General features: G+C 53.2%; 25 protein-coding genes, 1 tRNA gene and 1 pseudogene. 15 read left to right on the top strand and 12 right to left on the bottom strand.

What is annotated here, in order from left to right; all coding sequences use genetic code 11:
• The first annotated feature begins 10 nt into the window (after nt 1-10).
• From pqiA to rmf, 4 genes are all read left to right on the top strand, one after another.
• Nucleotides 11-1,279, top strand: coding sequence for a membrane integrity-associated transporter subunit PqiA (gene pqiA, locus ACMYSP_RS04095; protein WP_434585698.1), 1,269 nt, complete (start codon nt 11-13; stop codon nt 1,277-1,279).
• Nucleotides 1,269-2,906: an intermembrane transport protein PqiB gene (gene pqiB, locus ACMYSP_RS04090; protein ID WP_434585697.1), complete on the top strand. Its 1,638-nt coding sequence runs from the start codon at nt 1,269-1,271 to the stop codon at nt 2,904-2,906. Before pqiA ends, pqiB begins: the two co-directional genes overlap by 11 nt.
• Nucleotides 2,906-3,469, top strand: a complete 564-nt coding sequence (pqiC, locus tag ACMYSP_RS04085) for a membrane integrity-associated transporter subunit PqiC (protein WP_434585696.1) — start codon at nt 2,906-2,908, stop codon at nt 3,467-3,469. The genes pqiB and pqiC overlap by 1 nt, the downstream gene beginning before the upstream one ends.
• A gap of 254 nt (nt 3,470-3,723) precedes the next feature.
• On the top strand, nt 3,724-3,891 hold the full coding sequence (gene rmf / locus ACMYSP_RS04080) for a ribosome modulation factor (RefSeq protein WP_004871568.1): 168 nt from the start codon (nt 3,724-3,726) through the stop codon (nt 3,889-3,891).
• A gap of 67 nt (nt 3,892-3,958) precedes the next feature.
• On the opposite strand, the gene fabA is transcribed toward rmf, so the two are convergent.
• Both fabA and ACMYSP_RS04070 read right to left on the bottom strand, forming a co-directional pair.
• Nucleotides 3,959-4,477, bottom strand: a complete 519-nt coding sequence (gene fabA / locus ACMYSP_RS04075) for a bifunctional 3-hydroxydecanoyl-ACP dehydratase/trans-2-decenoyl-ACP isomerase (protein ID WP_004849514.1) — start codon at nt 4,475-4,477, stop codon at nt 3,959-3,961.
• 69 nt (nt 4,478-4,546) lie between these two features.
• Nucleotides 4,547-6,304 (bottom strand): AAA family ATPase, encoded by a 1,758-nt coding sequence (locus ACMYSP_RS04070; protein WP_434585695.1) that lies wholly within the window; start codon nt 6,302-6,304, stop codon nt 4,547-4,549.
• Nucleotides 6,305-6,488: 184 nt separating this feature from the next.
• Here ACMYSP_RS04070 and matP point away from each other — a divergent pair, with 184 nt between their 5' ends.
• A complete protein-coding gene (gene matP / locus ACMYSP_RS04065) occupies nt 6,489-6,941 on the top strand; it encodes a macrodomain Ter protein MatP (protein ID WP_123756203.1) in 453 nt (150 codons plus the stop codon).
• A gap of 107 nt (nt 6,942-7,048) precedes the next feature.
• Here matP and ompA read toward each other — a convergent pair whose 3' ends face one another.
• Entirely contained in the window at nt 7,049-8,119 is a 1,071-nt protein-coding gene (gene ompA / locus ACMYSP_RS04060) for a porin OmpA (protein WP_434585694.1), read from the bottom strand.
• Between the two features lie 352 nt (nt 8,120-8,471).
• Entirely contained in the window at nt 8,472-8,981 is a 510-nt protein-coding gene (sulA, locus tag ACMYSP_RS04055; protein WP_434585693.1) for an SOS-induced cell division inhibitor SulA, read from the bottom strand.
• Nucleotides 8,982-9,440: 459 nt separating this feature from the next.
• On the opposite strand from sulA, the gene ACMYSP_RS04050 reads away from it, so the two are divergent.
• Nucleotides 9,441-10,064, top strand: coding sequence for a TfoX/Sxy family DNA transformation protein (locus ACMYSP_RS04050; RefSeq protein WP_434585692.1), 624 nt, complete (start codon nt 9,441-9,443; stop codon nt 10,062-10,064).
• Here the strand turns inward: ACMYSP_RS04050 and yccS are convergent.
• The gene (yccS, locus tag ACMYSP_RS04045) at nt 10,052-12,187 is read right to left on the bottom strand and encodes a YccS family putative transporter (RefSeq protein WP_434585691.1); all 2,136 of its coding nucleotides are present in this window, start codon (nt 12,185-12,187) and stop codon (nt 10,052-10,054) included. The genes ACMYSP_RS04050 and yccS overlap by 13 nt on opposite strands.
• 17 nt (nt 12,188-12,204) lie before the next feature.
• On the bottom strand, nt 12,205-12,651 hold the full coding sequence (locus ACMYSP_RS04040; protein ID WP_123756207.1) for a YccF domain-containing protein: 447 nt from the start codon (nt 12,649-12,651) through the stop codon (nt 12,205-12,207).
• A gap of 247 nt (nt 12,652-12,898) precedes the next feature.
• On the opposite strand from ACMYSP_RS04040, the gene helD reads away from it, so the two are divergent.
• On the top strand, nt 12,899-14,953 hold the full coding sequence (gene helD / locus ACMYSP_RS04035) for a DNA helicase IV (protein ID WP_434585690.1): 2,055 nt from the start codon (nt 12,899-12,901) through the stop codon (nt 14,951-14,953).
• A 29-nt stretch (nt 14,954-14,982) separates the two neighbouring features.
• Here the strand turns inward: helD and mgsA are convergent, their stop codons facing one another.
• Nucleotides 14,983-15,441: a methylglyoxal synthase gene (gene mgsA / locus ACMYSP_RS04030; RefSeq protein ID WP_434585689.1), complete on the bottom strand. Its 459-nt coding sequence runs from the start codon at nt 15,439-15,441 to the stop codon at nt 14,983-14,985.
• Nucleotides 15,442-15,595: 154 nt separating this feature from the next.
• Here mgsA and ACMYSP_RS04025 point away from each other — a divergent pair, with 154 nt between their 5' ends.
• Nucleotides 15,596-16,009: a CoA-binding protein gene (locus ACMYSP_RS04025; protein WP_434585688.1), complete on the top strand. Its 414-nt coding sequence runs from the start codon at nt 15,596-15,598 to the stop codon at nt 16,007-16,009.
• A 44-nt stretch (nt 16,010-16,053) separates the two neighbouring features.
• Here ACMYSP_RS04025 and hspQ read toward each other — a convergent pair whose 3' ends face one another.
• Both hspQ and rlmI read right to left on the bottom strand, forming a co-directional pair.
• Nucleotides 16,054-16,371, bottom strand: coding sequence for a heat shock protein HspQ (gene hspQ / locus ACMYSP_RS04020; RefSeq protein ID WP_123753647.1), 318 nt, complete (start codon nt 16,369-16,371; stop codon nt 16,054-16,056).
• Nucleotides 16,372-16,430: 59 nt separating this feature from the next.
• Nucleotides 16,431-17,633: a 23S rRNA (cytosine(1962)-C(5))-methyltransferase RlmI gene (rlmI, locus tag ACMYSP_RS04015; RefSeq protein ID WP_434585687.1), complete on the bottom strand. Its 1,203-nt coding sequence runs from the start codon at nt 17,631-17,633 to the stop codon at nt 16,431-16,433.
• Nucleotides 17,634-17,823: 190 nt separating this feature from the next.
• Between rlmI and ACMYSP_RS04010 the strand changes: the two genes are divergently transcribed.
• The 3 genes from ACMYSP_RS04010 to yccX are packed head-to-tail and all read left to right on the top strand — an operon-like array spanning nt 17,824 to nt 19,530.
• Nucleotides 17,824-18,378 (top strand): kinase inhibitor, encoded by a 555-nt coding sequence (locus tag ACMYSP_RS04010; RefSeq protein WP_434585686.1) that lies wholly within the window; start codon nt 17,824-17,826, stop codon nt 18,376-18,378.
• Between the two features lie 30 nt (nt 18,379-18,408).
• Nucleotides 18,409-19,197, top strand: coding sequence for a helix-turn-helix transcriptional regulator (locus ACMYSP_RS04005; protein ID WP_434585685.1), 789 nt, complete (start codon nt 18,409-18,411; stop codon nt 19,195-19,197).
• Between the two features lie 51 nt (nt 19,198-19,248).
• Nucleotides 19,249-19,530, top strand: a complete 282-nt coding sequence (gene yccX / locus ACMYSP_RS04000) for an acylphosphatase (RefSeq protein ID WP_434585684.1) — start codon at nt 19,249-19,251, stop codon at nt 19,528-19,530.
• On the opposite strand, the gene tusE is transcribed toward yccX, so the two are convergent.
• Complete coding sequence (tusE, locus tag ACMYSP_RS03995; protein ID WP_434585683.1) at nt 19,527-19,856, bottom strand: sulfurtransferase TusE; 330 nt, start codon at nt 19,854-19,856, stop codon at nt 19,527-19,529. The two genes, yccX and tusE, sit on opposite strands and share 4 nt — an antisense overlap.
• 88 nt (nt 19,857-19,944) lie before the next feature.
• Complete coding sequence (gene yccA / locus ACMYSP_RS03990; protein ID WP_123753653.1) at nt 19,945-20,604, bottom strand: FtsH protease modulator YccA; 660 nt, start codon at nt 20,602-20,604, stop codon at nt 19,945-19,947.
• A 268-nt stretch (nt 20,605-20,872) separates the two neighbouring features.
• Here yccA and ACMYSP_RS03985 point away from each other — a divergent pair, with 268 nt between their 5' ends.
• From ACMYSP_RS03985 to ACMYSP_RS03970, 4 genes and pseudogenes are all read left to right on the top strand, one after another.
• Nucleotides 20,873-22,501 (top strand): ABC transporter substrate-binding protein, encoded by a 1,629-nt coding sequence (locus tag ACMYSP_RS03985; protein ID WP_434585682.1) that lies wholly within the window; start codon nt 20,873-20,875, stop codon nt 22,499-22,501.
• A gap of 144 nt (nt 22,502-22,645) precedes the next feature.
• A tRNA-Ser gene (locus tag ACMYSP_RS03980) sits at nt 22,646-22,733 on the top strand.
• 110 nt (nt 22,734-22,843) lie between these two features.
• A pseudogene (locus tag ACMYSP_RS03975) lies at nt 22,844-23,455 on the top strand (SDR family NAD(P)-dependent oxidoreductase); the annotation flags it as partial.
• A gap of 6 nt (nt 23,456-23,461) precedes the next feature.
• Entirely contained in the window at nt 23,462-23,662 is a 201-nt protein-coding gene (locus ACMYSP_RS03970) for a hypothetical protein (RefSeq protein WP_434587009.1), read from the top strand.
• A gap of 93 nt (nt 23,663-23,755) precedes the next feature.
• Here the strand turns inward: ACMYSP_RS03970 and ACMYSP_RS03965 are convergent, their stop codons facing one another.
• Nucleotides 23,756-24,031: a putative quinol monooxygenase gene (locus ACMYSP_RS03965; RefSeq protein WP_434585681.1), complete on the bottom strand. Its 276-nt coding sequence runs from the start codon at nt 24,029-24,031 to the stop codon at nt 23,756-23,758.
• Nucleotides 24,032-24,038: the final 7 nt, after the last annotated feature.

Genomic DNA, 24,038 nt, shown 5'->3' with positions numbered 1-24,038 from the left:
AGGAGTTTTCATGTGCGATCATCATCATGCTGCGCGGCATATCCTGTGCCCACAATGTGATTTGCTGGTGGCTTTGCCGCAGCTGGAGCATCGCCAGAAAGCCGTGTGTCCGCGTTGCGGTACGACGCTGACAACCACGTGGGACGCGCCTCGGCAGCGTCCCACGGCCTATGCGCTGGTGGCACTGTTTATGCTGCTGCTGGCAAACCTGTTTCCCTTTGTCGATATGAGCGTGGGGGGGATCAGCAGCGAGATTAAGCTACTGGAAATCCCGGGCGTTTTGTTCAGCGAAGACTACGCCAGCCTGGGCACCTTCTTTCTCCTCTTTGTACAACTGGTACCGGCATTTTGCCTGGTGACGATTCTGTTACTGGTTAATCGGGTGCATCTGCCGGTGCGGCTCAAGGCGTTTCTGGCGCGTATTCTGTTCCACCTCAAAACCTGGGGAATGGCAGAGATTTTCCTTGCCGGCGTACTGGTGAGCTTTGTCAAACTGATGGCCTACGGCGATATCGGCGTGGGCTTAAGTTTTGTGCCCTGGTGTTTGTTCTGTTTGCTCCAGTTGCGGGCGCTGCAATGCGTTGATCGACGCTGGCTATGGGACGACATTGCACCGATACCCGCGCTCAGGCAGCCGCTGAAGATTGGCCAGACGGGGATCCGCCAGGGTCTACGCTCATGTTCGTGCTGTACTGCCATTTTGCCTGCTGATGAGGCGGTTTGTCCGCGCTGCCAGACTAAAGGGACGGTCCGACGTAAGCATAGTCTGCAGTGGACCATGGCCCTGCTAATCACCTCTTTCGTCCTGTATCTCCCGGCAAATATTCTGCCGATCATGATCACCGATTTGCTCGGGGATAAACTACCATCCACGATTATGGCTGGGGTGATACTGCTCTGGAGCGAAGGGTCGTATCCGGTGGCATTGGTGATTTTTATTGCCAGTATTATGGTGCCGACGCTAAAAATGATGGCGATTGCCTGGCTTTGTTGGAACGCCAATGGCAACGGCCAACGTGACTCGGAGCGCATGCACCTGATTTATGAAGTAGTGGAATTTGTTGGCCGTTGGTCAATGATTGATGTTTTTGTCATCGCGGTCCTCTCGGCGCTGGTGCGCATGGGAGGGTTGATGAGTATCTATCCTGCAATCGGGGCGGTGATGTTTGCGCTCGTTGTCGTCATGACAATGTTCTCAGCGATGACCTTTGACCCTCGTTTGTTGTGGGACCGTGAACCAGATTCAAGCCATGAGGAAATGCAGCAGCATGGAAAATAAGAGCGGAGAAGCAAAGGTGCAAAAGGTGAAGAACTGGTCACCCGTGTGGATCTTCCCCATCGTCACTGTGCTAATCGGCGCGTGGATCCTTTTTTATCACTACAGCCATCAAGGGCCGGAAGTGACGCTGATCACCACCAATGCGGAAGGTATTGAAGGGGGAAAAACCCGGATTAAAAGCCGCAGCGTGGACGTTGGGGTGGTGGAAAGCGCTATCCTGACTGACGACCTGACGCACGTTGAGATTAAAGCGCGTCTCAATTCCGGCATGAAGAAGCTCCTGCATTCAGACTCGGTCTTTTGGGTCGTGAAGCCACAGGTTGGACGCGAAGGGATCAGCGGTCTCGGGACCTTACTTTCTGGTGCTTATATTGAGCTTCAGCCGGGTACCAAAGGCGGCGATTCTGCGCAATATCCGCTGCTGGATTCACCGCCGCTGGCGTCACCTGATGCGAAAGGTATTCGGGTACTGCTGGAAAGCGATAAAGCCGGACAGCTCTCTCCGGGCGACCCGGTGCTGTTCCGTGGCTATCGTGTCGGCTCGGTGGAAACCAGCACCTTCGACCCGCAAAAACGCAGCATCACCTATCAGCTGTTTATCAACGCGCCTAACGATCGTCTGGTGACGACCAACGTGCGTTTCTGGAAAGACAGTGGCATTGCGGTCGACTTAACCTCGGCGGGGATGCGTGTAGAAATGGGGTCATTAGCAACCCTGTTTGGCGGCGGCGTCAGCTTTGACATCCCGGAAGGTCTCGACCTGGGTGAGCCTGCGGCGAATAAAACCGGCTACCATCTTTTTGACGATCAAAAGAGCATTCAGGATTCGATCTATACCCAGCACATCGATTACGTGATGTTCTTTAAAGATTCCGTTCGCGGTCTGCAACCCGGGGCGCCTGTCGAATTCCGTGGGATACGTTTAGGCACCGTCGGTAAGGTCCCGTTCTTTATTCCTGGATTACATCAGCGTCTGAATGATGACTATCGCATTCCGGTTGAAGTCCGTATTGAGCCGCAGCGCTTGATCAACCAGCTGGGCGGGGATCCTAACATCCGTACGCATATGGATGATCTGATCAATCGCGGATTACGCGGATCGCTGAAAACCGGTAACCTGGTGACCGGTGCGCTGTACATCGATCTCGATTTCTATCCAAAAGCGCCGCCGCGCGGCAAAATTCAGGAATTTGGAAGCTATCCGATCATTCCTACCATTAGCGGTGGCCTGGCACAGATCCAGCAGCGCCTGATGGAGGCACTGGATAAGATCAACAATCTGCCGATTAACCCGCTGCTGGAGCAAGCAACCAGCACGCTGGCGCAGAGTGAAAAAACCATGCAGCGTGTTCAGACGACACTGGACAGCCTGAATAAGATTGCGGCAAGTCCGTCAATGCAGCAGCTGCCGGGAGATATGCAGAATACGTTGCGTGAACTGAACCGTAGTATGCAGGGCTTCCAGCCTGGTTCTGCGGCATACAACAAGATGGTTGCGGATATGCAGCGACTGGATCAGGTTCTTCGCGAACTGCAGCCAGTACTGAAAACGCTCAATGATAAGAGCAACGCGCTGGTATTTGAGGCCAAGGATAAAAAAGATCCTCAGCCGAAGGGAGCGAAATAATGAAAAAATGGTTAGTGGTTGCCGCGGCATGTGCGCTGGCGGCGTGCAGCAGCAGTGGGGAAAATAAAACCTACTATCAGCTTCCGGTTGCACAGAGCGGCGCGCAAAGCGCCGCCCACCAAAGCAAAAACCTGCTGTGGGTTGAGCAGGTGAGCATCCCGGATTATCTGGCGGGCAACGGCGTGGTCTATCAAACGACGGACGTGCAGTATGTGATTGCGAGCAATAATCTGTGGGCCAGTCCGCTCGATCAGCAGCTGCGAACCACGCTGGTGGCGAATTTGAGTAATCAACTGCCGGGCTGGGTGGTTTCCTCGCAGCCCCTGGGCAGCGACCAGGATACCCTCAATGTGGCGGTAAATGGTTTCCATGGGCGTTACGATGGACGGGTGATTGTCAGCGGGGAGTGGTTGCTGAAGCATCAGGGACAGCTGATTAAGCGTCCGTTCAATATTGAACTGAAGCAGCAGCAGGACGGCTATGACGCGATGGTGAAGACTATGGCGCAGGCCTGGTCGCAGGAAGCGACCGCAATTGCCAGTGAGCTGAATCGCTTGCCATAAGTAAAATGAATACAGATTTAAAGCCGCGGGGGTGAAAAACACCCGCGGCTTTTTTATTTGCCACGTCAGACCGTTACTTGTGCCGGTTCACATTTTTTGTACAAATGAACTTTCATATAGCTCACAAATATGACAATGGCGTGAATTTTGCGCATTGACGTTCCCTCTGATTCGCGGTATTCGTTAACCGTGGTTGCATATTTAGTGACCACTGTTTTCTTTTCCACCAGATCAAATAATGAGGGAAACGAGGCATGAAGAGACAAAAACGAGATCGCCTGGAACGGGCACATCAACGTGGATATCAGGCCGGGATCACCGGTAGATCGAAAGAAATGTGTCCCTACCAGACCTTGAACCAAAGGTCCTACTGGCTAGGAGGCTGGCGAGAAGCCATGGAGGACAGGGTACAAACTGCCTGACTGTCTCTTTAAAAAAAGAAGCCTCCGCCGAGCGGGGGCTTCGCCTTTTATAACTTATCTCTGCTTATCAGAACGCAGATGTGTCCTGGAACAGGCCCACTTTCAGATCGGTTGCGGTGTAAATCAAACGACCGTCAACCAGTACTTCTCCATCCGCCAGCCCCATAATCAAACGACGGTTTATCACGCGTTTGAAATGAATACGGTAGGTCACTTTCTTCGCCGTTGGCAGTATCTGACCGGTGAGCTTCACTTCGCCCACGCCTAATGCACGTCCTTTACCTTCGCCGCCTAACCAGCCCAGGTAGAAGCCAACCAGCTGCCACATGGCATCCAGGCCCAGACAGCCCGGCATCACCGGGTCACCAATAAAATGGCAACCGAAGAACCACAGGTCCGGGTTAATATCGAGTTCAGCCTCAACATAACCTTTGTCATAGTTACCACCGGTTTCGGTCATTTTGATGACGCGGTCCATCATCAGCATACTTGGCGCCGGCAGCTGTGGGCCTTTGGCGCCAAAGAGTTCACCACGACCAGAGGCAAGAAGGTCTTCTTTTGTATAGGATTCGCGTTTATCTACCATGTTTTAAGTAAGCCTTATTTTGAGTTCGGGACGCAGGATAGCTAACACGTGTAAGCTGAACAAGTCCGATCAGTTCGAACCTGAACCGCCTAACCAGCGTAGCGGCCACGGAAAACGGTGGCGACTCTCTTGCTGCGTCGCCTGTGCAATCCGTTCCTGAATGGTTTGCCGTAACGTTTGCCCTTCGCCATCCCATAGCAACTGGGTCAAAATGGGTATTGCTTCAGTGACATCTTCGACTGCCCAGATGAAAAACTGCTCATCGGCGACGGCCTGCTGGATCTCTGCAGACAGGCTCAGATGGCGGACGTTAGCTGCAGGAATGATCACGCCCTGTTTGCCGGTCAGCTCGCGCTGCTGGCAAATGGTAAAGAAGCCTTCGATCTTTTCATTGAGTCCGCCGACCGGCTGTACGCGACCAAACTGGTCCACGGAGCCGGTGATGGCGATGCTTTGATTGATGGGGACTCCCGCCAGTGCACTGATTAAGGCACACAGCTCGGCCATCGAGGCGCTGTCGCCGTCCACTTCACTGTAGGATTGTTCGAAGGTCAGTGAGGCGCTGAAAGGCAGCTGTTGCTCGAGCTCCAGCTCGGACATCAGAAACGCCTGCATGATCATCATGCCTTTGGCGTGAATGTTACCTCCCAGCTCCGCCTTGCGCTCCACGTCAATAAACTCACCGTCACCGATGTGTACGACGCAGCTAATGCGCGATGGCTCACCAAATGCGCGAGGATGGCCCGGGAATTCGATGACCGACAGGGCGTTGATCTGACCAATGCATTCGCCTTCGGTCTCAATCAGGATCTGTTCCTGCAGGATTTCATCCTGGATACGTTCGGCAAGATAGCCTTCACGCCACTCACGGCGTGCCAGCATGGTTTGCATCTCTTCGGCGGTGATTTGCTCACCTTCACAGAAGGCGGCTGCCTCACGCAGCTGACGAGCGATCCATTGCGGGCACAGCGGCAACATTTCCTGATCGCCGGTATAGCGGGCCGCTTCCTGAATCAGCAAGGGCCAGGCATCCGCCGCCAGGCCAGGCAGCTCGAGCTGCTGCGCATTCTTCCAGACCCACTGGCACCATTGCTTCAGGGTGTCTTCATCAGCAATTTGCAGGTTGTCTTCGTACTCGCTGTAAATCGCCTGCGCAGAGAGCTCAGGTTCCATCTCCTGGAAATCGGCCAGTGATTCGCGTTCGCCGACCAGAATGACCTTCAGGTTGAGCGGCATTGAGGGAATGCTGACCGGCAGAGGACGGGACTCGTCAAGGGACAGCCAGTCAAAGCGCTGGCGGATAACCATGCTTTTCAGGCGCACCCACAGCAGCGGCTGTGCCAGTAATGCCCGCAGGGAAATAATTAAGACGCCGCCGTTTATGCGATGCACCAGGCCCGGCTGCAGCGAGATTTCGCCGTTAAATTGCCGTACGCAGCCAAAGAGCTGTTCTGCTTCGACCCAATCGGCAGTTTCAACCGGGGCGGTGCTGGCAAAATTATCGTCAGCGTGCGTTGCCGGTGTCAGGGTAACGTTTCCGCCGTTGACCTGATAGCGAACGCCGTACAGCGGGTCCGTCGGTTCAAATAGCGTGCGGGTTTCTGTCGCCAGCCATTGCAGGTATTCCGCTTCTTCAGGGGCTTTAACCAGCATGAATGGCGAGATGGTCGGGGTCACAAGAAGTTGTTCCAGACCATAGAATAAGCGGGGCTGCAGCTCGCCTGCGAGGGATTCCTCAGCATGGGCTAAATCAGCTTGTGCAAACAGCGCCTGATAACTTTCCGTATCAGGAGCAAGGTCTTTTCGGGTCAGTTTCGTAATGGTCAAAGTCGCTGTTTTTAGTCAGATGTAAAGCGCGCGATTATACCTTATGCTGCGTCCGAGCACACGGAGGATTACATGTGCAGCGATGATAAGCGGGTTACCTGCATCACGAATGATGATTTATTCTCAGCACATCGGGAAAAAACTGATATCCTGAAATGAGTTACACGGTCACATTGAGATCGCAATGAAATATCAACAACTGGAAAATCTTGAAAGCGGCTGGAAATGGAATTATCTGGTAAAGAAGCACCGGGAAGGTGAGCTGATTACCCGCCATATTGAAGCCAGCGCAGCAAAAGCCGCGGTCGATGTCTTACTGACGCTCGAAAATGAACCGGTTCTGGTGCATACCTGGATTGAGCAGCATATGAATCCAGAATTAACCAACCGCATGAAGCAGACTATCCGGGCGCGTCGCAAGCGTCACTTTAACGCAGAGCACCAGCATACGCGTAAAAAGTCGATCGACCTGGAGTTCATTGTCTGGCAGCGTCTGGCAGGGTTGGCGCATCGACGTGGCAAAACATTGTCAGAAACCATCGTGCAGTTGATCGAGGACGCTGAGCATAAAGAGAAATATGCCAGCAAAATGTCCAGCCTGAAGCACGACTTGCAGGTACTGCTCGGTAAAGAGTGACGTTAAGAGTAGGGGGGCTCGTGTCGTGGCGAGTAGCCGTTTACTTCGATATCTGAATTTAGCGCAAAAAAACCCCGCATCAGCGGGGTTTTTTATAGGTAGTAATCTTAAGCCTGCGGCTGAGATACTACGTCTTTGTAACCTTTAACTTCGATCTCTACGCGACGATCTGGGCCCAGGCAGTCGATCAGTGCAGCGCGAGCTTTCACGTTGTCACAGGTAGTGCCGGTAACCGGGTTGGATTCACCCATACCACGTGCGGAGATTTTGCCAGCCGGGATACCTTTAGAAACCAGGTAATCAACAACAGACTGAGCACGTTTCTCGGACAGCTGCTGGTTGTAAGCGTCAGAACCGATACGGTCGGTATAGCCCAGAACCACTGCAGAACCGTCTTTCGGATCCATGTTGCTCAGCTGGGTGTACAGCTGATCCAGAGCCTGCTGACCTTCCGGTTTCAGGGTAGATTTGTTGAAGTTAAACAGTACGTCAGACTTCAGGGTGAAGTGCTTGGTAGTCACTTCTGGAGCCGGAGCCGGAGCCGGAGCTACAACTGGAGCTGCTTCGTCCTGACCGAAACGGTAGGAAACACCCAGGCTCAGCATGCCGTTATCCGGACGCGCGCCAACGGTACCTGCATCACCGATGTTGTTAACCCACTGGTATTCCAGACGAGTAGCGATGTCACGAGTAACAGCCCACTCTAAACCACCAGCAAATACTGGGGATACGCCAGTGTCGTGTTCGCTGCGGGAAACGCCGGTAGAACCGTAGTTGCCATCAGCATCTGCACGCCAAACCATACCACCCAGACGGGTATAGATATCCAGATCGTCAGTGATCGGGTAACCCAGTTTAGCGGTCAGCTGAACGCCCTGAGCTTTGAATGCGCCGTTGTCTACGCTGCCTTTGTATGCAACGCGACCCAGCCAGTCATAGCCCATTTCAAAACCGAGGTACGGGTTAACCTGGTAACCACCGAACGCACCAGCACCGAGCTGGCTGTTATGGGTAGGACCATTGTTGCCCTGGAAACCGTTACCGTAGAAACCGGTATCGTGATACTGGGACCAACCCAGTTTACCACCTGCATACCAGGTGTTATCTTTCGGTGCGGCCTGCGCTACGGTAGCGAAGCCAGCCAGTGCCACTGCAATCGCGATAGCTGTCTTTTTCATTTTTTGCGCCTCATTATCATCCAAAATTCGCCATGAAGGTACAAAAGACCTCACGGTTAAATCCTTCACCCGGGGCGTGACTTGTTGTTAACTATGCTGATACATGCAGCGTAAGCCGATCACCCCTGGCGATGTAAAGTCTACAACTTAGTTCGAAACTTACAAGTGTGAACTCCGTCAGGCATATGAAAAAAAAGGGTTGTATACACAATATTTAACAAATATGGTTGATTTTCGTTCGGCAAAAAAAGCTGCGAAACCGCATCAGACAGGCGTTTCAACAAAAATGACCCTGCTCAAGATATGGAATTGGCGTGCTCAAAAAAAATTCTAGGATTCCTCCTAATTTAGCTTAATGATACAAATTAGAGTGAATTTTTAGGCCGCTGAGTTGTCTGCCACCCTGGTCCAAATTGCCAACTGGACGCATGATGAAGCCCATGGCATGACCTTCCTCTGCTGCAATGACCAGGCGTTCGTGCTCGTCTGCAGTAAGTTCATCTGACAACCAGCCAATAACGACACTGTAATTGCCGGTACGGAGCGCGCGGATCATCGATTCTAAGGTGTTGCACGGAGACAGCTGGCTGATCTGCATCACCTTGGTCAACGGTAAACCAGCAGACTGCACCCACTCGCGGCTCAGTTTTTGTTTTGGCGTTAGCCAGAGCTGCCAACGTGACTGCTGCCCCAGCTGCTGTAATAAAGGTAGCAGGAGTAGCTGTGTCATCATAGGTTGATCCTCGCGATAGACAATTTCACTAATCAGCCCGCTGGCTGGTTGTTCGGTGACGTCTTGCGAATGGCGACGTACGGAAGCAGAAGTCAGTGATGAACGGTTTGCGTAAGCTGAAGTGAACATAGTCTATCCCGCCTGTGAGTTACTGTATGAATGTACAGTATATCGACCAGGGGAAAAGATCAACCTCATTCGTCAATTTTCTGGTTGAAAATTGTACATCTTCCTGGCGCAATCTCTGCCAACCCGTGCAGGCTGTGGAGGAAGGAAGACAAACTTTTTTTGTGCACACAGCAGATTGTCATGGGCAGGTTGCCCTTCTTAACCGTACCGCGCGTCCACCACAATCATACCGTTAGCCAGCTTATTTCGGTCACCAGCCATACGGACGTTTTCTGCATTCTATTGCACGGTATTTCATATGTTCGAGGATAAATTTCTGAAAGCATCTCGCAAAACGATGTGTTAATTGAGATGAGTGTAAAAATCATCTTGCCGCAATAAAAGAAGTTACTTATTTTCTATTATTAACGGATCTGTTAAAAAATAAATTCTGCTCACATGATTAACAAAGGAATAATCATGAAGAAAATGACATCTCAACGGTTCTATCAATTTCAAGAATGTTTATCATCATTAGGGAAAATACGTTGTCGACCGCTATTTGGCGGCTATAGTCTGGCAATAGATAATACCGTATTTGCCATGGTGGCGGAGGGGGAGGTTTACCTAAAAGTGTGCGAGCAAAGCGCAGCTTACCGCATTGAGCATGCTGCACCGCTTCTGATTATGAAAAAAAGCGGCCGCCCGATTTTATTAAAATATTATCAAGTTGATGAAGCGCTTTGGTGTGATAATGAAATGCTGTTCAAACTCTCAGAGTTTTCATTACATACCGCGCAAAACGAAAAAAACCAGCAACGTGCTTCAGGACGTCTGAAAGACCTGCCAAATATGAGTTTTCATATGGAGCTAATGCTCATTCATGTTGGGGTAACAGATGAACACACATTGCGTCATGTGGGTGCAAAAAACGTATGGTTAAAATTGCGGGAATCTAATAAAGCACTCTCACTGAATATTCTCTATGCATTAGAGGGCGCGATTGTGGGTGTGCATGCTGCAGCGCTCCCGGCACAACGTCGGCGGGAGCTTGCAGAATGGGCTGGTGGCCAGCACCGTGGTATTGATGGCTACTCCGGTTGAATCGCGACCTGTTTTTGTAAGCGGCATATTTCCGGTAACAGCGCCAGTAGCAGGCCAATTTGCTGGAGTACCAGCGGTTCTTTACTATCAGGCTGGGGCTCGAGATGCTGGATCCGGGTCTGCAAACTATTGAGCACCTGCTGCACCCGATGTTCGTCGGATGGCCTGTGGTGCAGCGCATCATCGACATAACAAACGGCATCATCAAGCAGCTCCAGAATATCTGGTGTCGTGAGTTTCTCCCGGTGCGCGCCTAGTGCGGAAATATAGCTGGTAAACGTATGATTCAGGCATAGCAGACGGAATGCGGTTTCGCGCAGTGCGGCATTAGCCCGAGGCTCCGTAGACAGGTTCGAGACCACTGAGGCAAGTTCTCCATCCCGGCTATGGGCATCGCGACGTGCGACGCGATATGCCAGACGATTGTCGCGTCCCTGGTGGTACTGCTCAAGAATAGCATCCAGGTAGCGGCAGTTGGCATTGATCGCTTGATCCAGTACGCGCGGCAGATTACGAAACTTCCAGTCAGGCCAGATAAAACTCACTGCTGCCCAGGCGATAGCACAGCCCATCAACGTATCAAAAATACGTGGTAACGCGACTTCGAATCCCTCGCCTAACAGATTAAAACAGAGCAGGACCAGCAGAGTGATAAACATCGTCGCGTGGGCATACTGCACATTGCGAAAAGCGAAGAACAGTACACCTGTCAGGACAATCAACAACAGTTGCCCTTCCACGGAAGGCACCAGCAATAATAAAGGCAGGCCGATAGCGACGCCAATCAGGGTACCGATAATCCTCAGGGCGAGCCGGTGTCGCGTGGCGTTATAGTTTGGCTGGCAGACAAACAGGCTGGTCAGAAGTATCCAGTAGCCGTGATTCAGCCCGGTAAACTGGATAAACGCATAACCCGCACAGAGCACCAGCGACATTCGCACCGCATGGCGGAACAGCGCTGATTCAGGCGACATATTACGGCGCAGGCGCAGCCAGATATCGCTGAAGCCGCTTAGCCTGTCGTCCAGCAGCAAGCTTTCGGTATTGCTGCTGGAAGGCGCGATGGTCTGTGCCGACTCAATGGTTGCCAGTTGGGCATCGATCGCCCGTAAATTGTTAAGCAGAAAGCCCAGAGCCTTGATTTGCTCGACAGGGGCGCCGCTGGCACGTACGCGATCGAGGGCGGAATCAAGATGCATAAAGGCCCGTTCGAAATGGGCATCGTGCTGATAGGGTTCACGTAATAGAATCGCGCGGGATAATTTTTGACATGCCTGAGCCTGCATCGACAGCATTCGCTGAAAGCGAAACATCACATCGCTATAGCGGAAATGGTCGCGCAGCGTTTGATACTGAATGTGGGAGGAGCTTGCGCGTTCGTGAATATCCTGGGCCACGAAGTAATATTGCAATGTGCGGCGAGTGCCGCGTTGGCCACGATCACCCCGCAGGCGCGTCAGCAGCGAGGCCTTGGTCTGATTCAGCGTGGTAACCAGTTGGCCATTTGCAATGGCTAAATCGTATAACGGCGCCTGACTCTCATCTTCGATATCCGGGTCAAACAGGCGGGATTTGAGCTCCAGATAGCGAGCCAGTTGCTCATAGCTGCGTGCCAGATTGTCCTGGAGAGGGCGAATCGGAAAAATGATATGCCCGGCGAGCGTCAGCACGTTGTACCAGACCGCTCCGGTCAATAAAAATAGCGGCTGCAGGTACCAGCGATCGTAGAGCGTGGTCCCCAGCATGGTATAGATGGCAATCAGCAACGCGCCAAATGCGATGGTGGCATAGCGCTGCCCCAGACCGCCGAGCAGAATAAACCCTGTCGTCGAGACGGTTAAACCGAGGGCGAACAGCCACGGCCACGGAAAAAGTAGCTCCACTGACGCTGAAGCAATAAAAAAGCACACCAGAGTGATGGCAAGGTTGCGCAGTCGGCCGGTCAAACGGTCGTCGAGGTCAGTCAGGGCTGCAGCAACCACACCCAGCGTCAGAGGAATGGTGAGTTTAACTTCGCCAAGCCACCACGGAACGGCGGTTGTGCCGCAAAGTGCTATAAAAATCCTGGCGTTATATAGCCAGGTGCTGTTCCATGTATAACGACGTAGCAAGGGGCTAAGCATGGGGTTCTTCCGTTCGGTTACTGAAAGCGACGGCGCGCATTGGCTTCCCGCGCAGCGCGGGCAGTTTCGACGGAAACCACTCTGCGTCCTACCGGCCACAGTGCAATGGCGGCGATTTTAAAATTGGCGATACCAACCGGGATCCCGATGATGGTCACACATTGCGCGATGCCGCTAAAGATATGCATCAGGCAAAGCCACCAGCCGAAAAAGATAAACCACAGAATATTCAACAACGTACCGCCGGTGTTGAGCAGCGCACTTTTTCGTTGCGGCTCCAGTTCATCAACATGAATCGCTTCATTGCCATAAGGCAGAAGAGACAGCCGGGTAATTTCCCAGCAGGAGCGGGTTAACGGCAGCGTGAAAATCAGAATGATGCTGACCAGTGTTGCCAGCAACCAGCCCAGGGTGGTTGCGAAACCACCAAGGATAAAGTTCAAAATATTCAGAATGGTACGCATAAACCCTCAGTTCAGTCCTGGAGATAATATCCCCGTCATATTTCAGGTTGCCTGCGCGCTGACAATGTTTGCTCACCGGAACGACTGACTTGAGTTCGCTCATCAGGGGTCGCCCACTTGCCGCTGCGCTGCAACTTGCAGTATGTCGGGTATAAGACCCGACCATTGTAACGTTTTTTACGCTGGAGCACCTGGTCACAGGCGGTTAAACTTAAAAACATCCAACCTGATTGATATTCGGCATTATATGGAACTTAAAGCGACAACATTAGGCAAGCGTATGGCACAGCATCCCTATGACAGGGTGCAACTGCTTAACGCCGGAGTAAAGGTATCTGGTGATAACCATGAATATATCATACCTTTCAATCAGTTATTGTCTGTTCATTGCAAGCGAGGTCTGGTGTGGGGCGAGCTGGAGTTCGTTCTGCCGGACAGCAAAGTGGTGCGTTTGCACGGCACCGAGTGGAATGAAACCCAGCGTTTTTTTCATCACCTGAATACGCTCTGGCAGCAGTGGAGTACGGAAATGAGCAACATTTCCGCCGATGTTCTCCGCCAGTTGCTGGTGGATGCGGGCCGCGCCAGCGCAGAAGGCAAATGGTTGACCCGTCAACAGGTCGCTGAAGTACAGGGAAAGATTCGCCGGGCGCTCGCCGGGTTGCCGATGCCGACCAGCCGCCTCGATGCCTTTGAGAACTGCCGTGAGCTGTGGCAGGAGTGCCAACGCTGGCTGGCAGATACTGAAACCGCGCGCCTTGCCCATAACCAGGCATTTACTCAGGCGATGCTGGAGCAGTACAGCGGCTTTTTTGCCGGGATAGAATCCTCACCGCTAAACCCGGCACAGGCCAGGGCGGTGGTAAACGGTGAGCGCTCGTTGTTGGTACTGGCCGGTGCTGGAAGCGGGAAAACATCAGTCCTGGTGGCCCGCGCCGGCTGGCTGCTGACGAGAGGCGAAGCCGCTCCCGACCAGATCCTGCTGCTGGCGTTTGGTCGCCAGGCAGCCCAGGAGATGGACGAGCGCATCCGCGAGCGCTTAAGCTCTGACGATATTACGGCACGCACCTTTCACTCGCTGGCGCTGCATATTATTCAGCAAGGTAGCAAAAAAGTGCCTGCCATCAGCAAGCTGGAGAGCGATAGCTCCGCGCGTCAGGACCTGTTGCTGAAAAACTGGTGTTTGCAGTGCCAGGAAAAAAAAGCACAGGCAAAAGGCTGGCGCCAGTGGCTGGAAGAAGAGATGGGCTGGCAGGTGCCGGACGGCGAATTCTGGCAGGACAAAAAAATACAGCGGCGAATGGCCAGCCGTCTCGATCGCTGGGTCAGTCTGATGCGTATGCACGGCGGTTCGCAGGCTGAGATGATCGCCGGAGCGCCGGAAACGGTGCGCGAGTTGTTCGGCAAGCGCGTTAAGCTGATGGCACCGCTGTTGAAAGCATGGAAAACGGCGTTGAAAGAGGAAAACGCGGTCGATTTCTCCGGGCTGATACACCAGGCAGTAAATATTCTGGATAAAGGTCGGTTTGTTAGTCCATGGAAGCACATCCTGGTGGATGAGTTTCAGGATATCTCGCCTCAGCGTGCCGCGTTGCTTGCCGCTTTACGCCGGCAAAATACCCAGACCACGCTGTTTGCCGTTGGCGACGACTGGCAGGCTATTTACCGTTTTAGCGGCGCTCAACTCTCTCTGACAACGGCCTTCAACCACTATTTTGGTGAGGGCGATTGCTGTGCACTGGACACTACCTACCGCTTTAATGGTCGCATTGGCGAGGTGGCGAACGGTTTTATCCAGCAAAACCCACACCAGATGAGCAAACCGCTGAACAGTCTGACCGCCGGAGACAAAAAGTCGGTGACCTTATTGGCCGACGATAAGCTCGACGATCTGCTGGATAAGCTCAGTGGCTATGCGAAACCGGAACAGCGGATCCTGCTACTGGCCCGTTACCATCACCTGAAACCCGAGGCGTTGGAAAAAGCGGCCACGCGCTGGCCGCACCTGCAGCTTGAATTTATGACCATTCATGCCAGCAAAGGCCAGCAGGCGGACTACGTGATTATTCTGGGGCTTCAGGAGGGGGACGATGCGTTTCCGGCGCCAGCCCGCGAATCGATCATGGAGCAGGCCTTGTTGCCGCAGCCGGAGGATTTCCCGGATGCCGAAGAGCGACGTCTGCTGTATGTCGCGATGACGCGCGCACAGCTGCGCGTCTGGCTGTTGTTCAACAAAGCTCAGCCTTCGCCTTTCGTTGAAATGTTAGAAGCGCTCGATGTGCCGGTGGCGAGAAAACCGTAAAAAGCTGGCGGACTGGCCGCCAGCCGGGCTTACTTAAGACGTTCGGCGAGATAACGTTGATAATCCGGGATCAGGATATCGAGAGGCTCACTGAAGGTCGGCGACAGAATAATAAAGTCTGCCGTTGACGCATTGGTGGCAACAGGGATGTTCCAGACGGTTGCCAGGCGCAGCAGCGCTTTAACGTCCGGATCGTGCGGTACCGCGTTGAGCGGGTCCCAGAAGAAGATCAGTACATCGATCTTCCCTTCCGAGATCAGTGCACCAACCTGCTGATCGCCGCCCATCGGGCCGCTCAGCATCGCGTTCACCTCAAGCCCGGTCGCCCGGGAAATAAGATTACCGGTGGTGCCGGTTGCATAGAGTTCGTGCTGAGCCAGCAGCGGCTGGTGGCGCGTAACCCATTTCATCAGCATATCTTTACAGTGATCGTGAGCAACCAGCGCGATATGTTTGCGTGCTGGTAGTGTACGAGTCGTCAGTTCCATAATTTCATTCCACATTTTGACCTGCAGACAGATTACTGGAAGTGACTGCTGCTGCAAGCGTCTGGGCGAAAAATTTTGACGCATCCGTAAGTTAGGATGGATGGCCCGTTCGCCTGGATTAGCTTACACTTGGGCTAAATAGCGGGAGGATAAAATGAAAGAGAACGATATCGCAGCCATTCTGAACTCAACACAGACGATTGCGCTAGTGGGGGCGAGTAACAAACCCGACCGGCCCAGCTATCGGGTGATGAAATACCTTCTGGAGCAGGGATATCGCGTTATCCCGGTTTCACCAAAAGTCGCTGGCACCACGTTGCTGGGACAGCAAGGCTATGCCACGCTCGGCGATGTGCCGGAGAAGGTGGACATGGTTGATGTATTCCGTAACTCCGATGCAGCGCTGGGCGTCGCGCAGGAGGCTATTGCGATTGGCGCAAAAACCCTGTGGTTGCAACTGGGCGTCATTAACGAGCAGGCGGCCGTGCTGGCGCGCGAAGCGGGACTCAACGTGGTGATGGATCGCTGCCCGGCGATTGAAATACCGCGCCTGGGTTTGTCGAGGTAAATAAAAACCCCGCCGCGGCGGGGTTTTTTCATGTTAGTAACGTCTTAGTTACGTAGCCGCGGTGCCTGCAGCTGCTGGCGAATCGTTCTGGCCAGTTCGTCCATGGACGGCTGCTCCGGATGCTCATCGCTGGTTTCGCTGCTCAATTGCGCTTCCGCAAGATAAGTGTGGATCGGCTGTCCATCCTCATCTTCCATCACCACATGATACCAGGGAGATGCACGCAGTTCGTCATTGGCGGCAATTTCGTCCTCTTCAGGCTCGGAGAGCGAGTATTGTGGATCGATATCAACCACCACGCCAAGATAGCCCAATAGCGTATGGCGGACCTGTTGCCCGATACCGAATTTGCTGGCAATCATAAGCACCTCCTGGGAAACGTCATTACCTGCTATATGCGGGCAAGGTTTCACTTTTCAAGTTACATGACGCGACAGGCAAACCCTTTCAGATACAGCCCTTCCGGGTAGGTTGCGATCACCGGGTGATCGGCAGCCTGACGGAACTGTTCTATAAATTGTACATCACGTCCGGCGTCAATTGCGGCATCGGCGATGATTTTCTGAAATAAATCGGTCGCCATCAAACCGGAACAGGAGAAGGTCAGCAGAATGCCGCCGGGATTCAACAGTTGAATCGCCAACATGTTGATATCTTTATAGCCACGGCAGGCGCCCATCAGCTGGTTTTTGTTCTCCACGAACTTTGGCGGGTCCATGACAATCACGTCAAACTTCTCACCCTGATCGCGATATTTACGCAGCAGTTTAAACACGTCGTCGCGGACAAATTCGGCTTTGGAAAGGTCCAGTTTGTTGAGCTCAACGTTTTGCTTCGCAACGTCCAGCGCCTCCTGGGAGGTATCTACGCTAATCACCTGGCGGCAGCCGCCCATCAGCGCAGAGACGGCGAAACCGCCGGTATAAGAGAAGCAGTTCAGCACGCGTTTATCGGCGACGTAGCGACGGGTTGCCAGTCGGCTGTCGCGCTGATCGAGGTAGTAGCCGGTTTTGTGGCCACCCTGAATATCGACCAGCAACTGCATGCCGTGTTCGGTGATTGGCAGCAACGCGGGCGGCAGGTCGCCGGTGACCAGACCCTGCGCCAGTTCCAGACCTTCTTTTTTACGTACGGCGACATCACTACGATCGTAAATCGAGCAGTCCGGGAACAGGGTTTGCAGCGCGCTAACGATGGCGGCACGCTGATACTCGGCGCCGGCACTTAACAGCTGCAGGACGAAAAAGTTACCGAAACGGTCAATCGTGACGCCAGGCAGTCCGTCAGACTCGCCGGCGATCAGGCGATAGCTGTCGAGACCGTCGCGGGCGGCCAGCCATTCACGCCAGGTTTGCGCTTGCTGCAAACGACGTTCGAAAAAGGCGGTATCGATAGTTTCCTGGCGATCGAAGCTCCAGACGCGCGCGCGAATCTGCGATGACGGCGACCAGGCACCACGAGCCAGCCATTTTCCCTGCGAGTCGACGATGTCGATGGTTTCGCCGGAACGGGCTTTACCTTCCATACGAGCAATGGCGCCGGAGAACACCCAGGGATGGCGACGCAGCAGGGATTTCTCGCGTCCTTTGGATAACACTAAGCGGGGGAAAATGGAATCTGTCATGGGGCTACCTTTAAGCAACGGGAATGTCGGCACCGAAAAATGGCGCGTAGGTTAGCACAAGTGGCTGGCGCAAGCATCTTTCCACCGGTGGCGACAGCTGAGCGTTTCGGCACAAAATGCAGACGCTTCGGCACAATAAAAAACCGCGGTCGATCTTACAGTGTTTCCTCACCCAATGGAGGACAATACGATGAAAACAGGATCCCGGTTAGCAGCAATGTTGATAGTGGCTATCAGTGCCAGCGCAGCGGCAGCACCATTTCGCGTTACCAGCAGTGATATGCGCGAAGGTAATAGCCTGGCGGCGACTCAGTTGTTTCAGGGCTTTGGCTGTTCAGGAGGGAATATTTCGCCCCAGTTGGCCTGGGAAAATGCGCCTTCAGGCACCCGCAGTTTCGCGATAACCGCCTACGACCCGGATGCGCCCAGCGGCAGCGGCTGGTGGCACTGGACGGTGGTGAATATCCCTGCGGCGGTTTCTCACCTGCCTGCTGGTGCCGGAGATAAAAATAACGCTAAACTGCCAACTGGTGCGGTACAGGGCCGAAATGATTTTGGTTATGCCGGATTTGGCGGCGCCTGCCCGCCAGCCGGCGATAAACCTCACCGTTATCGTTTTACGGTGTGGGCGCTGGACACGCCAGCGTTACCCATCGATGCCCAGGCCAGCGGCGCGTTAGTCGGGTTTATGGTTCGCAGCCATGTTATTGCCAGCGCGCAGCTGACGGCAATGTCGGGGCGCTAAACGACAGAAAGCGATTTACAGAGAGTCCAGATGCGCAATATTCACTTTCAGCATAATGCATTGTCGGCGGCGGAAATAACCTCCCGTCGGCTCTATAAACTGCACCGCGTCAGGCTGTTTTCGCCGGCGCTGTGTCGGGTAAACCGTGGGAGCAAGATCATCGTGCAGGGTGCCAGCCAGATGCTGGCGACGCCGCAGCAACTGATCATCCTGCCCGCTGACATTGAGCTCGAAGTGATTAATCAGCCGGAGAACGGCTTATTTTGTTCCGATTTGCTCTCTTTGACGCCTGAGCTGTTGGCCGATTTTAAAGCGCGTTATCTGAGCGAGCCACCATCGGGTCGGCTGACGTCGCTATGTGCGCCGGTGACGCCGGAATTATCGTTTATGTGGCAGAACGTCCTGCAGGCGGTTCGCGGTGGATTATCGACGGAGCTGCAATATCATCAGGCGATGGGCCTGCTGCTGGCGTTGCAGCAGGCGGGGTACGCCGGGCCATTATTGCATGAGCGGCAACAGGATCTGACGGGCCAGGTACGGCAAATTATTATGCTGTCACCGGCGGACGAGTGGAGCGTGCCTCGGGTGGCGAAAATGCTGTTTCTTGGCGAATCGACGCTACGCCGCCGTTTACAGCTGGAGTCGCAAAGTTTTCGCCTGATTGTTGAGGAGGTGCGAATGGCTTTCGCATTAGGCCAGCTGCAATCGACTTCTCTGCCAATCGGCGAGATCGCTCGCAACAGCGGCTATCAGTCTGGTTCTCGTTTTACCGCACGTTTTCGTCAGCACTATGGCCTGCTGCCTAAGCATGTGCGTTAGCAAAAGTTTGCTATTCTCAGCATCAAGGGTAGCCACAAAAGGAGAGTAATCATGGCGACAATCTGCACCATGGCGTGGGTCTATGGTTCCGTACAGGGCGTGGGGTTTCGCTACTCGACGCAGCGGGAAGCGCTACGCTTAGGGCTGACGGGCTATGCGCGTAATCTTGACGATGGCAGCGTGGAAGTGTTGGCCTGCGGCGAGGACGAACAGGTGACGGCGTTAATAGCGTGGTTACAGGCGGGCGGGCCGCGTAGTGCGCGGGTCGACAGGGTGAATACTGAACCTCATCAACCCACCAGAGAATGGCAAAAGTTTGCCATTCTCTATTAGATGCATTTCACCGGTTTAGGCAGGCCAGCAACTTTAGTTGCCTGTTTGGCCGGGCCTTTCGGGAACAGACGGTAGAGATAGCGGCTGTTGCCTTTCTCTTCGCCAAACTTATTGGCCATCGCCTTCACCAACATGCGTATAGCGGGTGAGGTGTTAAATTCCAGATAAAAATCGCGCACGAAGCGCACCACTTCCCAGTGTTCAACGGAGAGGGTGATGCCTTCCTGTTCGGCGATAACCTCCGCCATTGCCTCGTTCCACAGCGTGGTATCTTTCAGATAGCCTTCGCTATCGGTCTCTATTTCATTGCCTTCAAAGATAAACATAATTCTTCACATACCGTCCAGACTGGCGGCAGTTTACCAAAAAATAAGGCCCCGCATAAGCAGGGCCTGTGAACTACGGTGGGAGAGGTTAGTCTCTGCTTGCGAAGCCAAGGATGCTCAGCAGGCTGATGAAGATGTTGTACAGCGACACGTAAAGGCTCACGGTAGCGCGGATATAGTTGGTTTCGCCGCCGCGGATGATGTTGCTGGTTTCAAACAGGATTGCCCCTGAAGAAATCAGGATAAACACCGCGCTGATTGCCAGGTGCAGAGCCGGCAGCTGCAGGAAGATGTTGGCCACCATACCGATAAGCACCACCACTACGCCGGCCATCAGCATACCGCCGAGGAAGGACATGTCTTTACGCGTGGTCAGCACGTAGGCCGAGCAGCAGAAGAACACCAGTGCGGTACCGCCCAGCGCCAGGCCGATCAGGTCACCCATGCCCGCGGACAGGTAGGCATTCAGCATCGGGCCAAGGATATATCCCAGGAAGCCGGTAAAGGCGAACGCCGCCAGAATCCCGGTCGGCTTGTTGGCCAGTTTATAGGTCAGGAACATCAGACCATACATCCCGACCAGCGTCAGAATCAGCCCCGGAGAGGGCAGCATCAGTACCGTACTGGCCGTCGCTGTGATAGCGGAAAATGCCAGTGTCAGACTGAGGAGGAAATAGGTGTTCCGCAGAACTTTGTGCGTGCTGAGCAGCGATGAACGGTCACGCGACGACGTAATTATACGATCCATGAGTCACTCTCTTATGACAGATGTAATTAATAACGAAGCATAAAAAAACCACGCCAGAAGCCATAGTGCTTTTACCCATCTTTACTTTGCCTTCCAGCGCAATGTCATAGCATTTTATTCTAATAAATGATGCTAAAGCGGTGCGTTTGTGCGTTTGGCATCAGGAACCAGATCGGAATCTGATAGGTTACTGAAAAATATTGCGTTATTGCCATTCTGTGGCTAAGTGTGGAGAGGGTACAAACGAAGCACACTAAAGGCAAGGGATATGAAATCACAAAATTATAATCACATCACACAAGCATTACTGGCTATCGGTTTACTTTGCTCGACGGCAACGGCTGTCGCCGCCCAGGTACCACCGGGTACGGTACTGGCAGAAAAGCAGGAACTGGTCAGAAATAACGGCAGCGAGCCGGCGTCGCTGGACCCGCATAAAGTCGAAAGCGATGTTGAGTTTAATATCATCAGCGATCTGTTCGAAGGGCTGGTTAGCGTCTCGCCAACAGGTGAGATTCAGCCGCGGCTGGCGGAGAAATGGGATAATAAAGATAACACCGTCTGGACCTTCCATTTACGTCCTGGCATCACCTGGTCTGACGGGACCGCCATCACCGCACAGGATATTGTCTGGAGCTGGCAACGTCTGGTGTCGCCGCTGACCGCGTCGCCGTACGCCAGCTATCCCGGTAATATGCACATCGTGAATGCGCAGGAGATTGCCGAGGGGAAAAAAGCGCCGGAGACGTTGGGCGTGAAAGCAATTGATGATGACACCTTTGAAGTAACATTGACGCAGCCTAACGCTGCGTTTCTGGCGATGCTGGCGCATCCTTCGCTGGTCCCGATTGATAAAGTGCTGGTAAACCGTTTTGGCGAGCAGTGGACCAAACCGCAGCATATGGTGACCAGCGGTCCCTATAAGCTTTCTGCGTGGGTGGTCAACGAGCGCATCGTCGCTGAACGTAACCCGCGCTATTGGGATAACGCGCATACCGTTATCAACAAAGTCACCTATCTGCCGATTCATTCGGAAGCGGCCGACGTCAACCGTTATAAAGCCGGCGAAATCGACATTGTCTATACGGTGCCGATCAACCAGTTTGCCCAGCTTAAAAAAACCATGGGCGATCAGCTGGACGTTTCGCCGCAGCTGGCGACCTACTACTACGAGTTCAATACGACCAAACCACCGTTTAACGATCCGCGCGTCCGCCTGGCGCTGAATATGGCGTTGGACAAAGACATCATCGCTGAAAAAGTGTTGGGGCAGGGGCAGCGTCCGGCCTGGTTGATCAGTCAGCCTGATATTGGGGGCGTAAAACTACAAAACCCGGATTACGCCAGCTGGCCGCGGGATAAACGGATTGCCGAGGCTAAAAAGCTGCTGACTGAGGCCGGGTACAGCGATACGCATCCGCTGGTGTTTAATCTGCTGTACAACACGTCAGAATCGCACCAGCGCGTAGCAATTGCTGCCAGTTCGATGTGGAAGAAAAACCTCGGCGTGGAAGCGAAGCTGCAAAATCAGGAATGGAAGACGATGCTCGACACTATGCACACGCATACTTTTGATGCGGTGCGCTACGCGTGGATTGCCGATTACGATGATGCAGCTACGTTCCTGAATAACTTCCGCACCGGCGATAGTGAAAACACCAGCCAGTACAGCAATCCCGCCTATGACGAGGCGTTGAAGAACGCAGCCAAAGCGCCGGATGTTGTCGCTCGCGGCAAGTTCTACCAGCAGGCAGAGGATTTACTGGGGAAAGAGGTGCCCGCGATCCCGGTCTATCACTATGTCAGGACGCATCTGGTGAAGCCGTGGGTCGGCGGATTTACACCGGATAAGCTGGGGTACTACTTCACGAAAGATATGTACATCAAAAAACATTGACCGTAGCCGGCCCGATTTGCGTATTTTTTTTATGCAATATGCCTATATTTCAGACGAATAACGCATTTTTGTTTGTTTTTGCGGCAGTTGAACAAAATCGGGCTTTACAGCCTACGCAGAGGTGTTTATAGTGCGCCCCATACCGGAAGCGTGGCCGAGCGGTTGAAGGCACCGGTCTTGAAAACCGGCGACCCGAAAGGGTTCTAGAGTTCGAATCTCTACGCTTCCGCCAAATATAAAACCCCAGGATAGTTAATATCCTGGGGTTTTTTCATTTCTGACATTTACCCATCCCCAGAAACACAGACAAGCAGACAAGCAGCGTTTTATATCGCGCGATAAATGGCACTAACTGGAAGATGTCACCCCGCCGCCTCATGCTATATATCCCCCGATACATACACATCGCAAAAAGGAAGCATGACTATGCTGAAGGGTAAAAGGGCGGTTATCACTGGTGGGGGCGGGGGATTTGGTCAGGCATTGTGCGTGTGGTTGGCGCGAGAGGGGGTCGACGTGGAGTTTAGCGCGCGGCGCATTGCTGATATTGAAAAAACCTGCAGCATCATTACAGCGGAAGGTGGTCATGCAAAAGGGTATATCTGTGATTTAACCCAGCCTGAATCTATTGCTCAGTTTGCGTCCCAACTCTTACATTCAGACAAGCCCATAGACATTTTAATCCTTAATGCTGCTCAGTGGTTGTCAGGGACAATAGACGAGCAACCGGACACTGAAATCCTCAATACCATCAGTTCAGGCCTGACGGGCTCAATACTACTCACACAGGCGTTGCTCCCAGGAGTAAGGCGCTCGGACCGCGCTGACATCGTTGCGATTATATCTGTATGCGGTATTGCGAATTTCACAGATTCCATTGCCCATCCTGCATTTTTTGCCAGTAAACATGGGCTTAGCGGTTTTACTACTAAACTGTCAAAACAATTATCCAAAGAAAACATCCGGGTAACCGGTTTGTATCCACCGGATTTTGAACTGACTGGGTTAGATGCGCCTGGCGATGAACAATGCAGAATGGGGGAGCGGATAATGAACGGCCGTTCTGTCTGGGAAACGATTCGTTTTGTGCTGACGCAACCTCGTCACTGCCATATTAGTAGCATCTACTTCCAGGGACCGACTCGCGAAGACTTGCAATAACAGGGGCTGAAATTCTACTGAGGAAGTTTAACTTCGCTGCAGGTGTAAAAAGCCGCCATGGGCGGCTTGTTGAAAAGAGCATCAGCGGTACGGCTATTCAACCTCTGAGATGTCATATTCCCGGGCAATCGCGCGGGTTTCACTTCCCCAGACTGAAGCCCTGGTTCTTGTCTGATGGGTGTCGAAGGCCGCCTGGTTGGTAAAAAGCTCTTCGACGTTCCAGATTAAAGGATCCGCCGTTTCCGTGACTTCAAATGACACGCATCCGTTTTCTTTCTTCGTCAGTGCCTTGTGCTCAGGAAGGTACTGGCGAACAAGCGCCGCCTCGTCGGCATTTTTACACACTAAACGGCCCGTCAGCTTAATCATTTTCATC

The organism is Klebsiella sp. R390 (assembly GCF_051131745.1).
Classification (GTDB): Bacteria; Pseudomonadota; Gammaproteobacteria; order Enterobacterales; family Enterobacteriaceae; genus Klebsiella.
The sequence above is the reverse complement of the archived record's forward strand: the minus strand, read 5'-3'. Positions and strand labels throughout refer to the sequence as shown.

Excerpts from the sequence above, each read along its gene's own strand:
- pqiC (WP_434585696.1), top strand. The coding sequence starts at position 2,906 with ATGAAAAAATGGTTAGTGGTTGCCGCGGCATGTGCGCTGGCGGCGTGC.
- sulA (WP_434585693.1), bottom strand. The coding sequence starts at position 8,981 with ATGTTCACTTCAGCTTACGCAAACCGTTCATCACTGACTTCTGCTTCC.
- ACMYSP_RS04040 (WP_123756207.1), bottom strand. The coding sequence starts at position 12,651 with ATGCGTACCATTCTGAATATTTTGAACTTTATCCTTGGTGGTTTCGCA.
- rlmI (WP_434585687.1), bottom strand. The coding sequence starts at position 17,633 with ATGACAGATTCCATTTTCCCCCGCTTAGTGTTATCCAAAGGACGCGAG.
- ACMYSP_RS04050 (WP_434585692.1), top strand. The coding sequence starts at position 9,441 with ATGAAGAAAATGACATCTCAACGGTTCTATCAATTTCAAGAATGTTTA.
- yccA (WP_123753653.1), bottom strand. The coding sequence starts at position 20,604 with ATGGATCGTATAATTACGTCGTCGCGTGACCGTTCATCGCTGCTCAGC.
- fabA (WP_004849514.1), bottom strand. The coding sequence starts at position 4,477 with ATGGTAGATAAACGCGAATCCTATACAAAAGAAGACCTTCTTGCCTCT.
- tusE (WP_434585683.1), bottom strand. The coding sequence starts at position 19,856 with ATGTTTATCTTTGAAGGCAATGAAATAGAGACCGATAGCGAAGGCTAT.
- matP (WP_123756203.1), top strand. The coding sequence starts at position 6,489 with ATGAAATATCAACAACTGGAAAATCTTGAAAGCGGCTGGAAATGGAAT.
- ACMYSP_RS04005 (WP_434585685.1), top strand. The coding sequence starts at position 18,409 with ATGCGCAATATTCACTTTCAGCATAATGCATTGTCGGCGGCGGAAATA.
- yccS (WP_434585691.1), bottom strand. The coding sequence starts at position 12,187 with ATGCTTAGCCCCTTGCTACGTCGTTATACATGGAACAGCACCTGGCTA.
- ACMYSP_RS03985 (WP_434585682.1), top strand. The coding sequence starts at position 20,873 with ATGAAATCACAAAATTATAATCACATCACACAAGCATTACTGGCTATC.
- ompA (WP_434585694.1), bottom strand. The coding sequence starts at position 8,119 with ATGAAAAAGACAGCTATCGCGATTGCAGTGGCACTGGCTGGCTTCGCT.
- helD (WP_434585690.1), top strand. The coding sequence starts at position 12,899 with ATGGAACTTAAAGCGACAACATTAGGCAAGCGTATGGCACAGCATCCC.
- yccX (WP_434585684.1), top strand. The coding sequence starts at position 19,249 with ATGGCGACAATCTGCACCATGGCGTGGGTCTATGGTTCCGTACAGGGC.
- ACMYSP_RS04010 (WP_434585686.1), top strand. The coding sequence starts at position 17,824 with ATGAAAACAGGATCCCGGTTAGCAGCAATGTTGATAGTGGCTATCAGT.
- hspQ (WP_123753647.1), bottom strand. The coding sequence starts at position 16,371 with ATGATTGCCAGCAAATTCGGTATCGGGCAACAGGTCCGCCATACGCTA.
- rmf (WP_004871568.1), top strand. The coding sequence starts at position 3,724 with ATGAAGAGACAAAAACGAGATCGCCTGGAACGGGCACATCAACGTGGA.
- pqiB (WP_434585697.1), top strand. The coding sequence starts at position 1,269 with ATGGAAAATAAGAGCGGAGAAGCAAAGGTGCAAAAGGTGAAGAACTGG.
- ACMYSP_RS03965 (WP_434585681.1), bottom strand. The coding sequence starts at position 24,031 with ATGATTAAGCTGACGGGCCGTTTAGTGTGTAAAAATGCCGACGAGGCG.
- mgsA (WP_434585689.1), bottom strand. The coding sequence starts at position 15,441 with ATGGAACTGACGACTCGTACACTACCAGCACGCAAACATATCGCGCTG.
- ACMYSP_RS04025 (WP_434585688.1), top strand. The coding sequence starts at position 15,596 with ATGAAAGAGAACGATATCGCAGCCATTCTGAACTCAACACAGACGATT.
- pqiA (WP_434585698.1), top strand. The coding sequence starts at position 11 with ATGTGCGATCATCATCATGCTGCGCGGCATATCCTGTGCCCACAATGT.